This is a genomic window from Lactobacillus kefiranofaciens, assembly GCF_014656585.1.
Lineage (GTDB): Bacteria > Bacillota > Bacilli > Lactobacillales > Lactobacillaceae > Lactobacillus > Lactobacillus kefiranofaciens.
Window position 1 is genome coordinate 308,102 of the sequence record NZ_CP061341.1, and the last position, 18,814, is coordinate 326,915.

The following is an 18,814-nucleotide window of genomic DNA, read 5'->3' on the forward strand; positions in this document are numbered from 1 at the left end:
ATAAAAATGCAAGATAAAAATGTAGTTGAAGTAAATTATCATCAAACTGGTAAAAGCACTAATACCAATGAATTAGGGATGCGTGAGATGCAGGTGCGTGTTTACCAACATCGTAATTCTCAATATCTTTTAGTTAAAGCACCACTGGCTTCAGGTAAATCTAGAGCTTTAATGTTTGTAGCTTTAGATAAGTTGGCTAATCAAGGCGTTAAAAAAGTTATTGTAGCTGTTCCAGAAAGATCAATAGGTAGATCATTTAAGAATACTGAATTAGTCAAATATGGCTTTTATGAAGATTGGAAGCTTGATCCACAATATGATTTAACTCTTCCAGGTGGGGATGAAAGCAAAGTACAAAAACTAGTGGACTTTCTTAATTCTTCAGAAGGTAGAATTTTAATTTGTACGCATGCTACCTTAAGATTTGCCTATGAAAAAGTAGCTGATGATCGTGCATTTGATAATGTTATGGTTGCGATTGATGAATTTCACCATGTTTCATCTAATGATAGTTCTGTCTTAGGTACTGCCTTGAAGAATATCATGCATAATTCCTCTGCCCATATTATGGCTATGACTGGTTCTTATTTTAGAGGAGATTCAGAGCCAATCCTTTCTCCAGAGGATGAGCAATTATTTGATAAGGTCACTTATACATACTATGAGCAACTCGATGGCTACCAATACTTAAAGTCATTTGGAATTGATTATAAGTTTTATCAAGGTTCATATTTAGATGCTTTACCAGATGCGATTGATACAACTAAGAAGACGATTATTCATATTCCAAGTATCAATTCTAGTGAATCGACTAAGGATAAATACAATGAAGTTGATGCTATCTTTGATGCAATTGGTAACCTCGTTGATAGAGATGATAAGACTGGTATTTATACCATTAAGAGTAAACAAACTGGTAAATTATTAAAAGTTGCTGATCTGGTTAATGAAGATGGTAGAGAAAAGGTTCAAGAGTATCTAAGAAATATTAGTAGTGCTGATGATTTAGATATTATTGTGGCTCTTAATATGGCTAAGGAAGGATTTGACTGGCCATGGGCTGAACAGGCTTTAACTATTGGTTATCGTCATTCATTGACTGAAATAGTTCAAATCATTGGTCGTGTAACTCGTGATAGTTCAAATAAGATACATGCACAGTTTACTAATATGATTGAACAACCAGATGCTAAAGATGATGCTGTTCAATACGCAGTTAATCAAATATTAAAGGCTATTACTGCATCCCTCTTAATGGAACAAGTACTTGCCCCAGAGATTCATTTAAAGAGAAGAAATCATAAATCTGATACTCCTTCAGGGGATGCAGATATTTTGATTAAAGGACTTAAAGAACCAACTACCAAGAGGACTCAAAGTATTATTGAAAATGATCTGCCTGATTTGAAAGCCGCGATTTTGCAGGATCAAGATGTAAAGAATGGAATTGCAGCTAATGTGGATGCAGAAGTAATGAATAAGGAATTAATTCCTAAAGTTGTTATGACTCGCTATCCAGATTTAAGTAATGATGAGATAGATCAAGTTAGTCAATATGTTGTAGCTGATACTGTCTTGCGTCATGCTAAGGTAGATTCTTCGGTTGATCAAGAAGGAAATACGAATGAATTCCTTAAGATGGCAGATAAATTTATTAATGTTAATGATTTAGATATTAATTTGATTCAGTCAATTAATCCATTCCAAAGAGCTTACGATGTTATGTCTCAAAACATTGACAGCAATACTCTTAGAATTATTGAGCGTTCAATTGATGCGAAGAAGTATGATTTCTCTGATGAAGAATTAATGCAATTGTTTATGAATGCAAAGGTATTTGTAGAAAGAACAGGACGCAGCCCAGATAAAAATTCCAATAATGAAGAAGAAGTACGTATGGCTTATGCTTTAGCTAAATTGAGTGACATGAAGGCTAGAAGAAATGAAAATAGATAATTCGCGTCCGATTCGCTCTCTTGATGATATTTTTAATGATCCTGCAGCTGACGAATTGTTGGCAAAACCTAAAAAGGTACAGGTTACTTATGATCCTGAAGTTGAAAAATTTAAAGAGATAGAGAGCTGGGTAAAGGAACATAATGGCAAGGAACCTGAGAAGACTACAGATCTTAGTAGATTAGGTGAACGAAAATTAGCTAGTAGATTAAAAGGAATTCGAGAAGATCCAGAAAGAATAGAACTATTGAAACCTTACGACAAATTAGGTTTACTAAAGCAAGAAGATCAGAATGTGGCTTTAAAAGAAAAAGTTAGTCATGAAAAGATGACTTTCAATTCTTTAGATGATATTTTGAATGATGATTCCGCTTTGTTTGATAATTCTGGTCAGTCCTTGAATTCAAAATTATTTGATACTGGTTCCCTTAATGCATATAAAAAATCTCAAGAAAATGTTGCTAAAAACAAATCAAAGAGAAAAACAATGGATGATTTTAATAAATATCGTCCGATGTTTAAGAAAGTGCAAGCTGAGTTAACTTCGGGCAAGCGACATTTAGTAAGGTATGGTAATAATAAGCTCAAATTACATGGATTCTATGTTCTAAAAGGTCAACTAATGTATATTGAATCTATTGGCTCCGAGTTTAAAAACAATAACCGTAGTGATACCGATACTGATGCACGTTTACACGTAATCTATGACAATGGGACAGAAAATTTCCCGTTGAGAAACGGTTTAATTGCCTCCTTATACGGGTCTAGGCAACGTGGTGGCGGTGGCAAGATTGTCACAGAACCAGATAATAAATTTGAGTTCGGGGCTAATGATCAAATAACTGGCTATGTTTATGTATTAAAATCACTTAGCAATAACGCAGATGTAAAACGAATTCAAGAGGATCATCCTTTGTATAAAGTTGGATTTACTTCGGGAACAGTTGAAAGAAGAATTGCTAACGCCGAGAATGAGTCTACTTATTTATATGGTCCTGTTAAAGTGGTGGCAGAGTATCAGGTTATAAATCTTAATCCAGAAGCTTTAGAAACAGCTTTGCACCATGCTTTATCTCAATATCGTTTAGATGTAGATATTAAGGCAGCTAATGGCAAGATTATTCATCCTAGAGAATGGTTTGTAGTAGACTTTGAGACTATTAATGATATTATTAATGAAATTATGAGTAAGTTACAGATGGCAAACTAAAAATCTTAAGAAATTATAAAGGTAAGCTAAGCGAGCTTTTTAATTGAAAAACATGTTATAATTAAGTAAAGAAAAAGGAGACACAACGGTCTCCAATTACAGCCTGCTTTAAGAGCGGTGGCTAATGATTAATATTTTGTACTAAAAGGCACTCAATATAACCCGCCAAAGTTATAAGATTGAGCGGCTTTTTATTTATTGTGGTGGTCGATGTATGTCAGCAATGCCAACAGAAACGTCCCAAACATCAGCATCAAAGAAATGCCTTCGTAAACCGACATGACTGAAACCTTTTCTTTTAGTGTAGGCCATAGCCCTCACCTCCAGGAGGATAAAAACAGCCACCGCTCATAAAACTTTCTGCAGAAATAATTATAGCGAAATAGATTGTTTTGAGGAAGACGAACAAGCAATAAGATCGCAATCAAATTTGCGGTCTTTTTGAATTATTAAGTTTTTCTAAAGCCTTAAACTCATAGCAAAAATATGTCATTTTTTTGCGTAATTAATAATGGAGTAGGTAAAATGAAAGGAGAAAAATATGTTTTTACTTACGAAAAAAGGTGACAAAATGTTGTATCCTTATGCTGAATTTCCAGGTCGGTTAATAGTTACACATACTCAACCATTAAAAGAAAAAGATGGAAGTATTAAGGTTGAGGTAAACTTCGAATTGCCAACGGATGATGGCTTTAGTGAAGCAAGATATACTTTGCCAGATTATAAATTGCTTTTTAATAATGGCTTTACTCCCTCTGAGACTAAGCGCAATGAAGAGATCCTGCACAATAATGCCAAAATTATCTTAGCAGCGGCAAAAGAGAAAGAGGCTACAGATACCTAATTATTTTACTTATGCGGGATATAAATTATATTTTTGGTCGAATGAAGGTAATGAACCAATACATGTTCATGTAACTAAGGGACACCCCAATCCAGCGTCAACTAAATTTTGGATTTTAAAAGATGGAACAGCTAAGTTATCCAATAATAAAGCAGAATTGTCTTCAAAGGATCTAAAGAAAACTTTCCTGAACTGTGTAGAACTTGGAAGAATTACTTTAGGGTGAAAGATCTAAAATTTTATAAATGAAATATTGCTCAAAGCTCGCAATTAAGTTTGCGAGCTTTTTAATATTAACAAAATTCAAATTTGTTAATATTGAAGATCCATTAAAGCTATAATTATTGACAAAAGACTGCTTTTGTTAATAATTATAGCTAACTAATATAATATAAATTAACAAAAGCCCTATTTGTTAATTTATATTAAAAATGGAGGCTATTATGGTCAAAAATTATCATTCATTATCTAAAGAAAAATACTTACATAAACCACAAATGGTTTCTAAAGGAGAAATAGATCAGATTTATCAATCACGTTTACATGGAGTTAGTTCATATCAAACCAATCTGTATCCCTTTTTGACTAATAAAAATGGAGTACAAACAAATAAATATCCTATCTTTTTTGTATATTTACCTGAGATTGTTAGATTAGAAAGTAACTTAAGAGATAATTCTAATCAAATTAAGAGACTTGCAGAAGCATTACCGGGAATTGCTAAAAGACAGTTTTTAAATTCACTTCTGGTATCTGAGATTACTTATACTAATATAATCGAAGGCGTAAAAACTGACCGAGGAGAGATTAGTACAATTATTCGTGATAATGAAAGTGATCCCAAACGCCCCTCACATAAGAGATTACAATCAACTATTAGAATGTATCAAGAAACTCAAAGTAATCACCTGATTGAAATTGAGTATTTAAAAGATTTTAGAGAAATTTATGACAGCTTATTAGAAGGCGAAATTGAACAAGATAAGTTGCCTAATGGTAAGCTTTTTAGAGATAAGTTATCAAAAGGTGAGAAATTACGAATAGGTGATGCTGTTCATACAGTTCATGTCCCTCCTCAGACGGAAGAAAATATTTCTGAGGCTCTATCTAGTTTAATTGAATTTATGAATAATGATGATTTACCATCAATTTATAAAAGTTTGATTACGCATTTCTTCTTTGAAAATACACACCCTTTCTTAGATGGTAATGGAAGAATGGGGAGGTATTTGCTTTCAACATATATTTCTCATAAGTATGATCATTTTACTGGCTTTTCAGTTGCTACTGCAATCCATTCACGGGTGCAAACATATTACAGGATTTTTAAGGAAGCTGATCAAGCAGAAAATTATGCGGAATTAACCTTTTTCATTGATGAAATGCTACAGTTGCTAGTTGCTCAACAAGAAGAAATTATAGCTACTTTAAGTGAAGATCGGCAGAAATTGACACAAATTGGTGCAAACATTAAGCATCAAGTAAATTCGCTTGATGAAAAATATGATAAAGAAGCAATCCATGCTGTTTTATTTTATCTAGGTGAATCAAAGCTTTTTGCTGGTAATAGAGAATTGGGGATTCTAGATAATGATATTATTGAATTGAATTCAAAAACTGGTAATATTTCGATTAGACGAACTAGGGATGCAATAATTCAATTGGAAAACATGCAATGGATTAAGGAAATTAACGGTAGACCAAAACAGCATGAGATATTGAATGAAATAATTGGATTAAAAGATAAGAAATAGGTTGTTTTAAGAAAGACGAACAAGCAAAAAAGCCCGCAATCAACTTGCGAGCCTTTCTTCTTACTTAGATAACTTATGCACCTTATGTGCCAGGACCATTTCCTTATTGCGATCTTCGTAGATAACGTCTTTGACATAGTTCCATGGTGCCATTAAGCGTCCCTTGTTGTTTCTCCGGAACAAGAAATCTGCGTGATGATGGTTAAGGTGGCGCAGATATCTTTTAGCATTCTGGATATGTGCATGATGTTTTAATGCAATTCTAGGTTCAAAATCGACAATCTTGTGATCAGCATTAAACACTGGATGAACTTTATGGTGCCAATTCTTAGTATCGGCAATGTGCCGGCTCACTTTCTTACCGGCTTCAACGATATTTTCTTTAGTGGCTAAGCCATTCTGATCATCCAATTGTGCATGTGAGTCAAGATAATAGTTGCCTAAACCATCTTGACGATAAAGTCTTAATTTCTTAAATGACTTATCCTTGTGGTCCATTTTTACTTCAATTACATCACCATTAATATGATTCATCAGATACATGTGATGCTTCTTCTTATAATTAACGCTCTTCATGATCAGAAATTCACCCCTATTCAACTTTAAAAGTATAAACATATTTTGTCTTGATGTATAGTAGGATAGCATGAAATTTTAGATAAATCATTAAGTTGCGCTTAAATAAAGTAAAAATAAGTTTTGCTGATAATTAAAATAGTAGCTTTTTTACGGTTTACTCCAAGTTTAAGGGGAAATGTGTTAATAACGGCATTTAACTATTCGTTAAAGCGTGTTACGCTAACCACGGACGTTATATTATAGGATGATTACTTTTAAGTGATTTCATGTATAAGAAAACATGCTTAACTACGGATAAAGTTAAGCATGCGTCCCATAATGCAAAGTCGCTCGTAATGTAGAGGTTGCGAGCGCTTTTATTTTAGAAAAAATTGAAATATATTTCAACTAAATATGTTAATTTTTGCCTTACAATTAATCACGAGGAGAAAATTCATGAAAGTTACTTATGATCGTACTGGGTGTAAATCTTTTTTCAAAAAACATAAAAATTTACATTCGGTAATTGAGAAAATGATTCAGCAGGCTATTCAAGTTCAATTAGAGACGGGAATGAGCAAGGTGAAAATTGCCTCACCGGTTAGAATTGCGGGCCAGTCTATCTACGAATTTCGCTTAAATTTGAAGCAAGCTGGGTCAGTGCGAGTTGCTTTTGCCGTGAAGGATGAACAGATTTTGGTGGTTTTGATTACATCAAATTTGCAAAAAGATAGTTTTAGTCGAGAATTAGAAACGACTTTGAAAGGAAGTCATTATGCGTTTGGTTCCCGTTAAACAGGCAATGAATTTGCTTAAAAAGATGTGCAGCACTAAAAATAAGTATCAAGAGATTAAGCTGCTGACGGCTAAGAAAGATCGTGCAATTACTGTCAAAAATGATGGTAGCGAATTGACCTTGATTGAGGATGGCTATTTACATTTTACTCAAAAATATCCTTTGACTGATCCAGAATGTCGGCATTATGTAAATGCAGCTTTTAAGAAGGAATTTCCACGTAGTCAGCGCGCGTATTTAGTTACCGTGCCAAACATAGTAAACAAGTATTAGGAATGGTATAATTTTTGGTAAGATATCTGTTTAAAAAGGAGGACTTATCTTGAAATACTCAGAAAAATCACCCGTATTGTGGGATGCCATTCATCATGAAGAGCAGCGCCAGCAAGAGACAATTGAATTAATCGCTTCAGAGAACATTGTGTCTGATGCTGTGCGTGAAGCTCAAGGTTCAGTTTTAACTAATAAATATGCCGAAGGCTATCCTGGCAAACGTTATTACGGCGGCTGTCAATATATCGATCAAGTAGAACAGTTAGCGATCGATTATGCTAAAAAGTTATTTGATGCTAAGTTTGCTAACGTACAGCCCCACTCAGGCTCACAAGCTAATATGGCTGTTTATCAAGCTTTATTAAAGCCTGGCGATACTATTTTAGGAATGGGTATGGACGCCGGCGGTCACTTGACTCATGGCGCTAAGGTTAACTTCAGTGGTAAGAATTATCAATCTTATAGTTATGGCTTGAATACTGAAACGGAAGAGTTAGATTTTGACCAGATTCGCGCATTGGCATTGAAGGTAAAACCTAAGCTGATTGTGGCTGGTGCTTCTGCTTATAGTCGCATTATTGATTGGCAAAAGTTCCGTGAAATTGCCGATGAAGTTGGTGCATACTTGATGGTTGATATGGCGCACATTGCAGGGCTAGTCGCTACAGGTCAACATCCAAGCCCAATTCCAGTGGCAAATGTGGTAACTACAACTACTCATAAGACGCTGCGTGGACCACGTGGTGGGATGATTTTATCTAATAATCTTGAGATTGGTAAGAAGATTAATTCCGCACTTTTCCCAGGTATTCAAGGTGGTCCGCTTGAGCACGTGATTGCAGGGAAGGCACAAGCCTTTTATGAAGATTTGCAACCACAATTTACCGATTATATTAAGCAAGTAGTTAAAAATGCTAAGGCCATGGCTGAGACTTTTGCTCAGTCAGAGAATATTCGGGTAGTTTCTGGCGGTACAGATAATCATTTAATGATTATTGATATTACTAAGACCAGCTTAACTGGCAAAGATGCTCAGAATCTGCTTGATAGCGTGCATATTACGACTAATAAGGAATCAATTCCGGGCGACAAGCGCAGTCCATTTGTAACTAGCGGCTTAAGAATTGGTACACCGGCAATTACTAGTCGTGGCTTTAATGAAAAAGATGCTAAGAAGACAGCTGAGCTGATCATCAAGATTTTATCTAATCCAGAAGATGATGCTACAATCGCTGCAGTGAAAAAGGGTGTACAAGAATTAACACAAAAGCATCCAATTAAATAATTACTTGATTAAAGGAAAATTAACAGTCTTAGTTTGCTACTAAGGCTGTTTTTGCTATAATTAAAGGCTAAAAATGGGATAAAAATGAGGGGATGAGTGATTATTTGGAAAAACTAACACGACATAAAATAGGATTATTTTCTGCTGTTATGTTGGCACTAAATTCTTTAATTGGTTCGGGTTGGCTGTTTGGATCCGGTTCTGCTGCTAAGATTGCGGGGCCAGCAGCTATTTTATCTTGGATTATTGGGGCAGTAATTATTATTGCAATTGCTTTAACGTATGTAGAACTGGGAGCGATGTTTCCTGAAAGCGGTGGCATGAGTCGCTATGCTCAATATAGCCACGGACCACTATTAGGTTTTATTGCGGCGTGGGCTAATTGGATTTCATTGATTACTTTAGTACCTATGGAGGCAGTCGCTGCTGTTCAATATATGAGTTCCTGGCCGTGGAGTTGGGCTAATTGGACGAAGAATTTCATTAAAAATGGCAATATAACTTTTGCTGGTTTAGGCGTCGTTTTCATTTTTATGTTGATTTTTACCATGATTAATTTTTGGTCGGTCAAAATTATAACGCACTTTACTAATTTAATCTCGGTGTTTAAAATTTTGTTACCCACATTAACCATTGTTACCTTGATTATATCTGGGTTTCATCCACAAAATTTTGGTTCTAATATTCATGAGTTCATGCCATATGGCACGCGGTCAATTTTTGAAGCAACCTCTGTTTCTGGCATTATCATGTCCTACGATGCCTTTCAAACGGTAATTAATATGGGTGGAGAATTAAAGAATCCACGCAAAAATATTGTGCGTGGAGTGCTGATCTCAATGTTAATTACGGCAGCGATCTATATTATGCTGCAAGTGACCTTTATTGGTACCGTTGAGCCGGGGATGTTAGCTAAAGTAGGCTGGCATGGGATTGACTTTACCTCACCGTTTGCGGATTTAGCTATTATCTTAGGTATTAATTGGTTAGTAATTTTGCTTTATTTAGATGCTTTCGTTTCGCCATTTGGCACAGGAGTAGCTTTTGTAGCCACGGCTTCTAGAGCACTAGCTGCAATGACTCATACGCGCCATTTGCCAAAATGGTTAGGGCGTCTTAATCAGAAGTATTTAATTCCGCTTTATGCAATGATGGCAGACTTTGTTTTGGCGGTTATTCTAGTAAGTCTATTTAGAAATTGGAATTTATTAGCGACTGTAATTACAGCCTCGACGCTAATTGCTTATCTAACTGGGCCAGTGACGGTAATGACGCTGAGAAAATTACGTCCAGATCTAGAACGGCCATTTAAGCCACGCTACATGCCTTGGCTTGCGCCGGTAGCATTCGTTTTAACTAGCTTAGCGATTTATCGGTCAATGTGGCCAACGACTATTCAAGTTATTTTGGTGATTGCGTTAGGCTTGCCGATTTATTTTTATTATGAAATTCGTTACCAGCATTCTAATTGGAAAGAACAGCTGCGCAATTGCTGGTGGATGCTGGTCTACCTGATCTTCATGTCGCTCATGTCGTTTATTGGCAGTAGCGGTTTTGGCGGTCAAGATTGGATTGAGTATCCATTTGATTTTGTAGTAATTATTGTGGTTTCACTATTCTTTTATTATTGGGGATTAAAGACTGGCTTGAATGAGCTTGATCCGTATGCAGAAAAAATTAGTCAAACGAGAAAATAAAATGGCTGAACGATTTAAGTTCAACCATTTTTCTTATGCTTTATTTAAGTATTTATTCAATACCTTAAAGACGCCGTTGTCGTTGTTGCTTGGCGCGATAAATTTGGCAATTTTCTTCACGCTGTCTTGCCCATTAGCCATCGCATAGCTAAGGCCAGCCAATTTAAGCATTTCAATATCATTTTCGCCATCGCCGAATGCAATTAATTCATTTCTAGGCACATCAAGATAAGCTAAAAATTCCTTTAGACCAGCAGCCTTATTAACATTTTGTCTAATAATATCCATATAGTTCCAGCCGCTTGTAGTGACATTAACTTTTTCCACGCTGCGGCTGTTAAAACCATATTCTAATTCACGCCGAACCTTGCTAGGATAATCTACCGTGAGTTTGGTATATTGGTCATCGGCTGGAATTTGAGAAAAGTCATCAATTTCGATACTGTTGGGATAAAAATAATGATGGGAGCGCTTAAACTTAGGCGGAGTGCTTTTCAAAAAATAAGAATGCTTAACGCCACTGACTAATAGCGTTTTAGTTGAGCCGGGATAACGCATCCTTAAGTAATCAACGAATTGCAAAATGCCTTTTTTTGAAAAAGTCGTAGTACGAATAATTTTGCCATCACGCACGAGCACTGCTCCATTGTCTGCGACCAGGTCAACGGAATCGATAAATTCGCTAAAGTCTTCGATTAATCGTCCCGCTGGTCGGCCACTGGCAATGATAAAATGTGCGCCATGCTGATGCAATTGGTGTAAGATTTGTTTAAACATTTGATGATCGTATTCTTTATCGTCATTTTCAAAAGTACCGTCAACATCTACAGCTACAGCTTTAAAAGGAAGATTTGTCATTGTTTTACCTCATTAATATTATTTCTTTTAGTTTAGCATTTTTTGTAAATGCTTACGGAAAAATATCTGCTAATATGAAGAAAAAAAGAGCTTGAATTACTAACTTGAATATGGTATTCTTATTAATGTTAATCGATTAATCTATGATCTGTAATACGGTCATGGCAAAGGAGTAATAAATTATGAAACAAGGTATTCATCCAGATTTTCAAAAAGTAGTTTTCATGGACTCAGCAACTGGTGCTAAGTTCTTAGCTGGCTCAACTTTGAAGCCAAAGGAAACTATTGACTACGAAGGTGAAACTTACCCATTAGTACGTGTTGAAGTTTCATCAGATTCACACCCATTCTACACTGGCAAGCAAAAGTTTGCTCAAGCAGATGGTCGAATCGAAAAGTTCAACAAGAAGTACGGCTTGAAGAAGTAAACTTTTATCTGGTGGAAGCAGTCCCATTGGGGCTGCTTTTTTCATTAAGGGATTATTTGGCAGAATGCTTGAAAGCAAGTATAATGTTTTCTGTATAAAAATGTTTTTATGGGAGTAAATATTCAATGAAAATGCAAATGGCTGAAATTGCCAAGGCTTTAAATACTACTTGTGAAGGCGACGAAAAAACTGTTATTACTTCTGTTGCCTTTGACTCTAGAAAGATCACCAATGGTGGATTATTTGTACCGCTTGAAGGCGAACGTGATGGACATGATTTTATAGAAGGTGCAATTAGTAATGGTGCTTCTGCTACGTTATGGAAGAAGGGCCATCCTAATAAGCCAGATGACATTGCAGTAATTGAAGTTGATGATCCACTGGCTGCAATACAGGATTTAGCACGTTATTATTTGCGTAAGGTTAATCCAACAGTAGTAGGAATCACCGGTTCTAATGGTAAGACCACTACTAAGGACATGGTGGCTGCAGTTTTATCTAAACGTTTCAATGTACATAAGACTCAAGCTAACTTTAATAATGGCATTGGTGTGCCAATGACTATTCTTGAGATGAAACCAAATACCGAGATTTTGGTACTTGAGATGGGCATGGATAGACCAGGTCAATTGCATCATTTAAGTGAATTGACGCACCCTGATGTAACTGTAATTACAATGATCGGTGAGGCCCATATTGAATTCTTCGGCACACGTGATAAGATTGCAGACGCTAAGATGGAAATCACGGACTTTTTACGTGAAGATGGTGAATTTATCTATAATGGCGATGAACCATTATTGCAAGAGCGTGCTAAAAAACTTGATCAAGCTAAGGCTACCTTTGGTTTTAGAGATGAAGACACAGTGCATGCAACTGGTTTTAAGAGCTACATGCACCATGCTACCTTTACGATTAATGACTCTGAGCAGAAGTTCTCAATTCCAATGATTGGTAAGCATAATGTTTCTAACGCGATGGCTGCTATTAGTGTTGGACGTCACTTTGGTGAAAGCGATGAAGAAATTGCAACATCATTGTCTAACTTTAAGCCAACTGCTAACCGCATGGAATGGGAAAAAGGCGACGCTGGCGAAGCAATTATGAGTGACGTTTACAACTCTAACCCCACTGCTGTCAGAGCCGTAATTACTAGTTTTGGCCAAGTTGAGGTTAAACCAGATGGTCGCAGAATTGCTGTATTAGGCGATATGCTGGAATTAGGCAAGAATTCACCAGAGCTTCATGCTGGATTGAACGATACTTTGGATCCACAGATTATTAATGAAGTATATTTATATGGCTCCGAAATGAAGAACTTGTACGATGCATTGCAAGATAAGTACAAGCCAGAACATTTGCATTATTATATGCAAGAACAGACAGATCGCATGATTGACGATCTAAAGAATGATATTAAGCCGGACGACATTGTAGTATTGAAGGGTTCACATGGGATGCACCTGGAGAATGTCTTAGCCCGACTCAGATAGGAGAACAATTTTTTGAAGTTTTCAGAATTAGGATTAAACGACGCACTACTTAAGGCGATCAAGCGCTCAGGTTTTGAGGAAGCAACGCCAATTCAGGCCCAGACTATTCCGCTTGCTTTAGCAGGCAAAGATGTAATTGGCCAAGCTCAGACTGGTACTGGTAAAACAGCAGCTTTTGGCTTGCCAATTTTACAAACTATCAATAAAGAAGAAAAGGTAATTCAAGCGGTAATTATTGAACCAACGCGTGAATTAGCTATTCAGACGCAAGAAGAGCTTTTTCGCTTAGGTCGTGATGAGCATGCTCACGTGCAAGTCGTTTATGGCGGGGCCGATATTGGCCGCCAGATTCGCTCATTAAAGCACCATGTACCTTCAATTTTGGTTGGGACACCAGGTCGTTTATTGGATCACTTAAAGCGCGGTACTGTTAGCTTAGATAATGTAAATACTGTTGTTTTGGATGAAGCTGATGAAATGCTGGATATGGGCTTTATTCAAGATATTGAAAGTATTTTAAAGTACGCTAAGAATCGTAATCAAGTGTTGCTTTTCAGTGCGACGATGCCTAAACCAATTTTGCGCATTGGTGAGAAATTTATGGATCACCCGGAAATCGTTCAAATTAAAGCTAAGGAATTAACTGCTGATTTGATCGATCAATATTTTGTTCGTGCTAAAGAATCCGAAAAATTCGATATTATGTGTCGTTTGATTGATGTTCAAGGACCAGATTTAGCTCTTGTCTTCGGTAGAACTAAGCGCCGCGTAGATGAGTTAACACGTGGTTTGCAAGCTCGTGGCTACAATGCGGCAGGGATTCACGGTGACCTTTCTCAAAGCCGTAGAATGACTGTCTTGAAGAGGTTCCGTGAAGGCAAGTTGGATATCTTAGTTGCGACAGATGTAGCTGCTCGTGGCTTGGATATTTCTGGCGTAACTCACGTTTATAACTACGATATTCCTCAAGATCCAGATTCTTATGTACACCGTATCGGTAGAACTGGTCGTGCTGGTCAAAAAGGAATCTCAGTTACCTTTGTAACGCCAAATGAAATTGGCTATATGAGAACCATCGAACAATTGACTAAGAAGAAGATGTCAACACTTCGTCCGCCAACAGATGATCAAGCTTTGCGTGGTCAATTGAAGCAGGCTAAGTCAGAGATTGAAGACTTGATGAAAGGTGACTTAGGCAAGTATACGCAAGATGCTAGTGAATTATTAGATAATTACTCAGCTCTTGACTTAGTAGCTGCCTTTTTAAAGAATCTGTCGAAAGATTCAACCGATGTCAAGGTGAAGATTACACCTGAAAGGCCATTGCCATATAGGGGTGATGGTCATCATCGTGGTGGTCATGGGCGTGGTCGTAATCATGCACGTGGCAATCATCGCCGTCGCCGTGACAATAATAGTTATCGGCATAACGGCAATCGCGGTAAACGAGGACGCCGCGGCGGTCATTAATTTGTGATCAAGAATAAAAAAGATTAAATTTTTATCTTAAAAAAGAAGTTGTAATCATTGCAGCTTCTTTTTTGTATTATAATTAATTGCATTATGTGAGGTGAAAAACAATGATCAAAGGTGTAGGAATTGACTCAATTGAAGTAGAGCGAGTTAAAAAGATCGTTGCTAAGGGGGATGCTTTTGCTAAAAAAGTACTAACTCCGAATGAATTTGTCCAATATCAAGAAATGAAGGGCAAACGGAAGGTTGAATATCTTGGCGGTCGGTTCTCATTGAAGGAATCTTTTTCTAAAGCAATGGGCACAGGCTTAGGCAAATACGTTGGCTTTCAAGATATTGAAACTTTGTGGGATGATCTAGGGCATCCTGTAATGACTTCAACTAAGTTTAACGGCAATATCTTCCCTAGCATCACACATGACAATCATGAAATTATTACATTTGTAGTTTTGGAGGGAAAATAAATGGTTCCAGGCTATCATCGCCCAGCAGTAGTCAAGGTAAATTTGGGCGCTATTAGAAGAAATCTAGAAAACGAAATGAAGCATCTTGACCCGGGTCAAAAGATGTTTGCAGTTGTTAAGGCTAATGCTTATGGCCATGGTGCAGTTGAAGTGGCAAAAGTAGCCGAAAAAGTTGGTGCAGCTGGCTTTTGTGTAGCAATTTTGGATGAAGCTTTACAATTGCGTCGCGCGGATATTGTTAAGCCAATTTTGGTTTTAGGCGTGGTTTCTCCAGAATATGCACCGGTAGCTGCTGTAAATAATATTTCATTGACCGTACCTAATCTGGAATGGTTGAAGGATGCTGAAAAATACTTAGTTAAAGAAAATCTGCAGCTTAAGATTCATTTAGGAATTGATTCAGGCATGGGTCGAATTGGTTTTAACGAATATGATGAATTTATTGCCGCTAATAAGTTTTTGGAAAATAATGAGCATTTCTTCGTAGAGGGCATGTTTGCTCACTTTGCTTCTGCTGATAGTGCTGACGAAACTTATTTCGAGCATCAACGCGATAAGTTTAATCACATGAAGAGCTTATTAACCGTTAAGCCAAAATGGATTCATGTTGATAATACTGCCGCAAGTATTTTCCACTCAGGCATCAAGAGCGATTTGGTACGTTTTGGCATTGGTATTTATGGCTTAAACCCATCATCTAACCCAGCTTCTCCTGATTTGGATTCGCAAATTAAACTCGAACCAGCTTTGTCATTTGAGAGTGAATTGACTCATGTAAAAACTATTCATCAAGGTGATGGCGTGGGTTATGGTTCAACCTTTGTGGCTGATGAAGATACTATTATTGGAACTGTGCCTGTCGGTTACGCAGATGGCTTTATTCGTAAGTTCCAAGGCTTCAAAGTTAAAGTAGGCGATGATTATTGCCCAATTGTTGGCCGGATATGCATGGATCAATTTATGGTTAAGTTGCCAAAGAAGATGTCAGTAGGCACCAAGGTAGTGATTATTTCAAATAATCCTGATGATCCCAATAATATTAAGGCAGCTGCAGACTACGTTGACACGATTCACTATGAAGTAGCTTGCTTATTAAATGATCGTTTGCCACGCGTTTATTATGAAAAATAAATATTAAAAAATGCTTCCGGGAGATCCCAGAAGCATTTTTATTTTAGCTTAATCTTTTTTCGGATGTTCAATGAAGACGCCTGGATTTTCATCACTCATAATGGTCATTCCAGCTTGCAAGTCTTCAATTTCAGAAACAACAAAGCCTTTCTTTTGCAATTTTTCAACGATCGCCTTCATCGTAATCTCAGATACACCGGCAGGTAATGTGAATAAAGTTCTTCTAACGAAGTCACCTTCAAGTTCTCCAGCTGCAGCATCTAACGTCATTACGCTAGACATATTGGTGTGCTTAGATACGATCTTAGACATCTTAATTAAATTGCCACGGGCATTATCTGACAAAACGGTTAAAACGTAAGAACCATTCTTAATGTCCCAGGCATCTGATAACATATCAAGCAATCTTGAGTGAGTTAGAATACCATAAAAATGACTATCTTCATCAAGTACAGCAATGTAAGGTAAGTCCTTAATATTAAAGAATACCTTGAAAAATGGTGAGTTAACTTTAATCGTCTTAGTAGCATTTTTAAGCAAGTAAGTAACAGGTAAGTTCATATCGCCGTCTTGTGACTTATGACGATAAATATGCATCTTATAAATGTTACCGCGGAAAATAGTGCCAGTATCATCTACGATGGGCACACATCTAAAACCTGAATCTTCTAGAACTTGCAAAGCTTCTGCTAATGTGGCTTTTTCATTAACTGTTGTTAAGTAATCTTTCTTAATAACCAACGATTTAATAAGCATGAGTTCGCCTCCAAAGTGAAAATGTTTCCAATAATTATAGCATAATCGATGAGTTAATTAAATATTAATTAAAGACCTGCTAAAGTAATCATATATATTTTAACAATAGTTAGGCAAATAAAAAAGCATTGCTTTCTGAGAAGTAATGCTTTTTGAAAGTTTAAGGCAGTGATTATTGACGAACCTTAACGCCAGTTTCCTTAAATGCCTTGTCCATAACTTTCTTTAATTGATCTGCAGAAGCAGTCATCAATTCTTGTTCTTTGTCAGTTAATGGCATTTCGATGATTTGTTCAAGACCCTTGCGACCAACAACTGCTGGAGTACCGATGTGAAGGTCGTGTAAGCCATATTGACCATCCATTGGTACTGAGAGTGGAAGTACACGGTGTTCGTCATTTAAGATAGCCTTAGCAATCATTGCAGAAGCAGTACCGATACCATAGAAAGTAGCACCCTTCTTGTTGATGATGTCGTAAGCCATGTTAGCAACTTCCTTGTGGATATCTTCAAGCTTAGATTCATCCATGCCGTGAGCCTTAACCCAATCGCTAACCTTAACGCCACCAACATTGTTGTAGCTCCATGCTGGAAATTCAGTATCACCGTGTTCACCAAGCATGTAAGCATTAACTGAACGTGGGTCAACATGTTCCATTTCGGCGATAACTTTTTGAAGACGACCAGTGTCAAGTGAAGTACCTGAACCGATAACACGATCCTTAGGGAAACCTGACATCTTCCAAGTTGCGTGAGTCAAAATGTCAACTGGGTTGGCAACTACTAAGAAAATACCTTGGAAGCCTGATTCAACAACTGGTTCAACGATTGAAGATAAGATCTTCAAGTTTTTGTTAACAAGGTCAAGACGGGTTTCACCTGGCTTTTGTGGAGCACCAGCAGTGATAACAACTAAATCTGCGTCCTTGCAGTCTGGGTAGTCAGCTGCATAGATATTCTTTGGTGAAGTCCAAGGAGTAGCATCAGCTAAATCGATTGCATCACCTTCAACGTGTTCCTTAGCGATATCAATAATACCTAATTCTTCAGCGATACCTTGTTGAACCATTGAAAATGCGAAGGTTGAACCTACAGCACCATCACCAACAAGAATAACTTTACGGGGTTTTTCATCTCTTGCCATAACAAATAAATCTCCTTTTGATTAGTGATATTTTTAACAAAAAGAATTATATCATGATCTGGGTGCATTAACAAAAGTATTATTTGTCAGTTGTGCTATGATATTTAAGTATTATTGATGAGGAGTTATATTATAAATGAAGATAATTGCAGGTTTAGGTAATCCTGGCCCAAAATACGATAAAACTAAGCATAATACCGGATTTATGACTATGGACCATTACCTTAATGAAAAGGGATTGTCATTAGATAAAGATAAGTTCGAGGGTCATTGGACTAAACAAAAAATTAATGGTGAAGATGTTATTTTGTTAGAGCCACAGACATTTATGAACGAATCAGGTCGTTCTATTAGTCAGGTGGCTAATTTCTTCAAGGTTGATCCGGCTGATGTATTGATCATTCAAGACGATATGGATATGCCAATTGGCAAGATTAGAATCAGAGCTAATGGTAAAAGTGGCGGTCATAACGGTATCAAAAGTATTATCCGTGATTTAGGGACTGAGAAGTTTAATCGCTTGAAGATTGGTATTCGTCATCCTAAGAATGCGACTGTAGTTTCATGGGTACTAACTCCATTTAACGATGAGCAGCAAAAGCTAATGGATGACGCATTTGACACAAGTGTTAAGATGATTGATGACTTTATTGCAGGTCATGATAGTCAATATTTGATGAATAAATATAACTAA

General features: G+C 36.8%; 20 protein-coding genes. 15 read left to right on the forward strand and 5 right to left on the reverse strand.

The window, feature by feature from the left end; translation table 11 throughout:
- Positions 1-6: 6 nt before the first annotated feature.
- Both ICI50_RS01495 and ICI50_RS01500 read left to right on the forward strand, forming a co-directional pair.
- Positions 7-1,956: a DEAD/DEAH box helicase gene (locus ICI50_RS01495; protein WP_013855301.1), complete on the forward strand. Its 1,950-nt coding sequence runs from the start codon at positions 7-9 to the stop codon at positions 1,954-1,956.
- On the forward strand, positions 1,943-3,166 hold the full coding sequence (locus tag ICI50_RS01500; RefSeq protein WP_095341950.1) for a GIY-YIG nuclease family protein: 1,224 nt from the start codon (positions 1,943-1,945) through the stop codon (positions 3,164-3,166). The genes ICI50_RS01495 and ICI50_RS01500 overlap by 14 nt, the downstream gene beginning before the upstream one ends.
- 191 nt (positions 3,167-3,357) lie before the next feature.
- On the opposite strand, the gene ICI50_RS11000 is transcribed toward ICI50_RS01500, so the two are convergent.
- Positions 3,358-3,447, reverse strand: coding sequence for a putative holin-like toxin (locus ICI50_RS11000; RefSeq protein WP_074484233.1), 90 nt, complete (start codon positions 3,445-3,447; stop codon positions 3,358-3,360).
- A gap of 260 nt (positions 3,448-3,707) precedes the next feature.
- On the opposite strand from ICI50_RS11000, the gene ICI50_RS01510 reads away from it, so the two are divergent.
- The 3 genes from ICI50_RS01510 (at position 3,708) to ICI50_RS01520 (ending at position 5,764) form a co-directional block, all read left to right on the forward strand.
- Positions 3,708-4,010 (forward strand): hypothetical protein, encoded by a 303-nt coding sequence (locus tag ICI50_RS01510; protein WP_013855304.1) that lies wholly within the window; start codon positions 3,708-3,710, stop codon positions 4,008-4,010.
- Positions 4,011-4,068: 58 nt separating this feature from the next.
- Positions 4,069-4,236: a hypothetical protein gene (locus ICI50_RS01515; RefSeq protein WP_236694777.1), complete on the forward strand. Its 168-nt coding sequence runs from the start codon at positions 4,069-4,071 to the stop codon at positions 4,234-4,236.
- A 217-nt stretch (positions 4,237-4,453) separates the two neighbouring features.
- Positions 4,454-5,764, forward strand: coding sequence for a Fic family protein (locus ICI50_RS01520; protein WP_188891822.1), 1,311 nt, complete (start codon positions 4,454-4,456; stop codon positions 5,762-5,764).
- A gap of 60 nt (positions 5,765-5,824) precedes the next feature.
- Here the strand turns inward: ICI50_RS01520 and ICI50_RS01525 are convergent, their stop codons facing one another.
- On the reverse strand, positions 5,825-6,340 hold the full coding sequence (locus ICI50_RS01525) for a hypothetical protein (protein ID WP_056940902.1): 516 nt from the start codon (positions 6,338-6,340) through the stop codon (positions 5,825-5,827).
- A 438-nt stretch (positions 6,341-6,778) separates the two neighbouring features.
- Between ICI50_RS01525 and ICI50_RS01530 the strand changes: the two genes are divergently transcribed.
- The 4 genes from ICI50_RS01530 (at position 6,779) to ICI50_RS01545 (ending at position 10,373) form a co-directional block, all read left to right on the forward strand.
- On the forward strand, positions 6,779-7,117 hold the full coding sequence (locus ICI50_RS01530; RefSeq protein ID WP_056940901.1) for a hypothetical protein: 339 nt from the start codon (positions 6,779-6,781) through the stop codon (positions 7,115-7,117).
- Positions 7,098-7,391, forward strand: coding sequence for a hypothetical protein (locus tag ICI50_RS01535; protein WP_025084045.1), 294 nt, complete (start codon positions 7,098-7,100; stop codon positions 7,389-7,391). Before ICI50_RS01530 ends, ICI50_RS01535 begins: the two co-directional genes overlap by 20 nt.
- 49 nt (positions 7,392-7,440) lie before the next feature.
- A complete protein-coding gene (gene glyA / locus ICI50_RS01540; protein WP_188891824.1) occupies positions 7,441-8,676 on the forward strand; it encodes a serine hydroxymethyltransferase in 1,236 nt (411 codons plus the stop codon).
- A 104-nt stretch (positions 8,677-8,780) separates the two neighbouring features.
- Entirely contained in the window at positions 8,781-10,373 is a 1,593-nt protein-coding gene (locus ICI50_RS01545) for an APC family permease (protein WP_056940910.1), read from the forward strand.
- Positions 10,374-10,406: 33 nt separating this feature from the next.
- On the opposite strand, the gene ICI50_RS01550 is transcribed toward ICI50_RS01545, so the two are convergent.
- A complete protein-coding gene (locus ICI50_RS01550; RefSeq protein WP_056940900.1) occupies positions 10,407-11,231 on the reverse strand; it encodes a Cof-type HAD-IIB family hydrolase in 825 nt (274 codons plus the stop codon).
- A 182-nt stretch (positions 11,232-11,413) separates the two neighbouring features.
- Here ICI50_RS01550 and ICI50_RS01555 point away from each other — a divergent pair, with 182 nt between their 5' ends.
- The 5 genes from ICI50_RS01555 to alr all read left to right on the forward strand — a co-directional run bounded on the left by ICI50_RS01555 (position 11,414) and on the right by alr (position 16,220).
- Complete coding sequence (locus ICI50_RS01555) at positions 11,414-11,659, forward strand: type B 50S ribosomal protein L31 (RefSeq protein ID WP_013855312.1); 246 nt, start codon at positions 11,414-11,416, stop codon at positions 11,657-11,659.
- Between the two features lie 125 nt (positions 11,660-11,784).
- Complete coding sequence (locus ICI50_RS01560) at positions 11,785-13,152, forward strand: UDP-N-acetylmuramoyl-tripeptide--D-alanyl-D-alanine ligase (protein WP_188891826.1); 1,368 nt, start codon at positions 11,785-11,787, stop codon at positions 13,150-13,152.
- Between the two features lie 12 nt (positions 13,153-13,164).
- Positions 13,165-14,622, forward strand: a complete 1,458-nt coding sequence (cshA, locus tag ICI50_RS01565) for a degradosome RNA helicase CshA (RefSeq protein ID WP_013855314.1) — start codon at positions 13,165-13,167, stop codon at positions 14,620-14,622.
- Positions 14,623-14,732: 110 nt separating this feature from the next.
- Positions 14,733-15,089, forward strand: coding sequence for a holo-ACP synthase (gene acpS, locus ICI50_RS01570; protein ID WP_013855315.1), 357 nt, complete (start codon positions 14,733-14,735; stop codon positions 15,087-15,089).
- Positions 15,090-16,220, forward strand: coding sequence for an alanine racemase (gene alr, locus ICI50_RS01575; RefSeq protein ID WP_188891828.1), 1,131 nt, complete (start codon positions 15,090-15,092; stop codon positions 16,218-16,220).
- A gap of 48 nt (positions 16,221-16,268) precedes the next feature.
- Here alr and cbpA read toward each other — a convergent pair whose 3' ends face one another.
- Both cbpA and ICI50_RS01585 read right to left on the reverse strand, forming a co-directional pair.
- Entirely contained in the window at positions 16,269-16,976 is a 708-nt protein-coding gene (gene cbpA, locus ICI50_RS01580) for a cyclic di-AMP binding protein CbpA (RefSeq protein WP_013855317.1), read from the reverse strand.
- Between the two features lie 172 nt (positions 16,977-17,148).
- Positions 17,149-18,120, reverse strand: a complete 972-nt coding sequence (locus ICI50_RS01585; RefSeq protein WP_013855318.1) for an L-lactate dehydrogenase — start codon at positions 18,118-18,120, stop codon at positions 17,149-17,151.
- A 136-nt stretch (positions 18,121-18,256) separates the two neighbouring features.
- On the opposite strand from ICI50_RS01585, the gene pth reads away from it, so the two are divergent.
- Complete coding sequence (gene pth / locus ICI50_RS01590) at positions 18,257-18,814, forward strand: aminoacyl-tRNA hydrolase (protein WP_054640139.1); 558 nt, start codon at positions 18,257-18,259, stop codon at positions 18,812-18,814.

Excerpts from the sequence above, each read along its gene's own strand:
- ICI50_RS01585 (WP_013855318.1), bottom strand. The coding sequence starts at position 18,120 with ATGGCAAGAGATGAAAAACCCCGTAAAGTTATTCTTGTTGGTGATGGT.
- ICI50_RS01530 (WP_056940901.1), top strand. The coding sequence starts at position 6,779 with ATGAAAGTTACTTATGATCGTACTGGGTGTAAATCTTTTTTCAAAAAA.
- ICI50_RS01520 (WP_188891822.1), top strand. The coding sequence starts at position 4,454 with ATGGTCAAAAATTATCATTCATTATCTAAAGAAAAATACTTACATAAA.
- ICI50_RS01555 (WP_013855312.1), top strand. The coding sequence starts at position 11,414 with ATGAAACAAGGTATTCATCCAGATTTTCAAAAAGTAGTTTTCATGGAC.
- ICI50_RS01550 (WP_056940900.1), bottom strand. The coding sequence starts at position 11,231 with ATGACAAATCTTCCTTTTAAAGCTGTAGCTGTAGATGTTGACGGTACT.
- ICI50_RS01510 (WP_013855304.1), top strand. The coding sequence starts at position 3,708 with ATGTTTTTACTTACGAAAAAAGGTGACAAAATGTTGTATCCTTATGCT.
- pth (WP_054640139.1), top strand. The coding sequence starts at position 18,257 with ATGAAGATAATTGCAGGTTTAGGTAATCCTGGCCCAAAATACGATAAA.
- ICI50_RS01495 (WP_013855301.1), top strand. The coding sequence starts at position 7 with ATGCAAGATAAAAATGTAGTTGAAGTAAATTATCATCAAACTGGTAAA.
- ICI50_RS01525 (WP_056940902.1), bottom strand. The coding sequence starts at position 6,340 with ATGAAGAGCGTTAATTATAAGAAGAAGCATCACATGTATCTGATGAAT.
- ICI50_RS01535 (WP_025084045.1), top strand. The coding sequence starts at position 7,098 with ATGCGTTTGGTTCCCGTTAAACAGGCAATGAATTTGCTTAAAAAGATG.
- cbpA (WP_013855317.1), bottom strand. The coding sequence starts at position 16,976 with ATGCTTATTAAATCGTTGGTTATTAAGAAAGATTACTTAACAACAGTT.
- alr (WP_188891828.1), top strand. The coding sequence starts at position 15,090 with ATGGTTCCAGGCTATCATCGCCCAGCAGTAGTCAAGGTAAATTTGGGC.
- ICI50_RS01500 (WP_095341950.1), top strand. The coding sequence starts at position 1,943 with ATGAAAATAGATAATTCGCGTCCGATTCGCTCTCTTGATGATATTTTT.
- ICI50_RS01560 (WP_188891826.1), top strand. The coding sequence starts at position 11,785 with ATGAAAATGCAAATGGCTGAAATTGCCAAGGCTTTAAATACTACTTGT.
- acpS (WP_013855315.1), top strand. The coding sequence starts at position 14,733 with ATGATCAAAGGTGTAGGAATTGACTCAATTGAAGTAGAGCGAGTTAAA.
- ICI50_RS11000 (WP_074484233.1), bottom strand. The coding sequence starts at position 3,447 with ATGTCGGTTTACGAAGGCATTTCTTTGATGCTGATGTTTGGGACGTTT.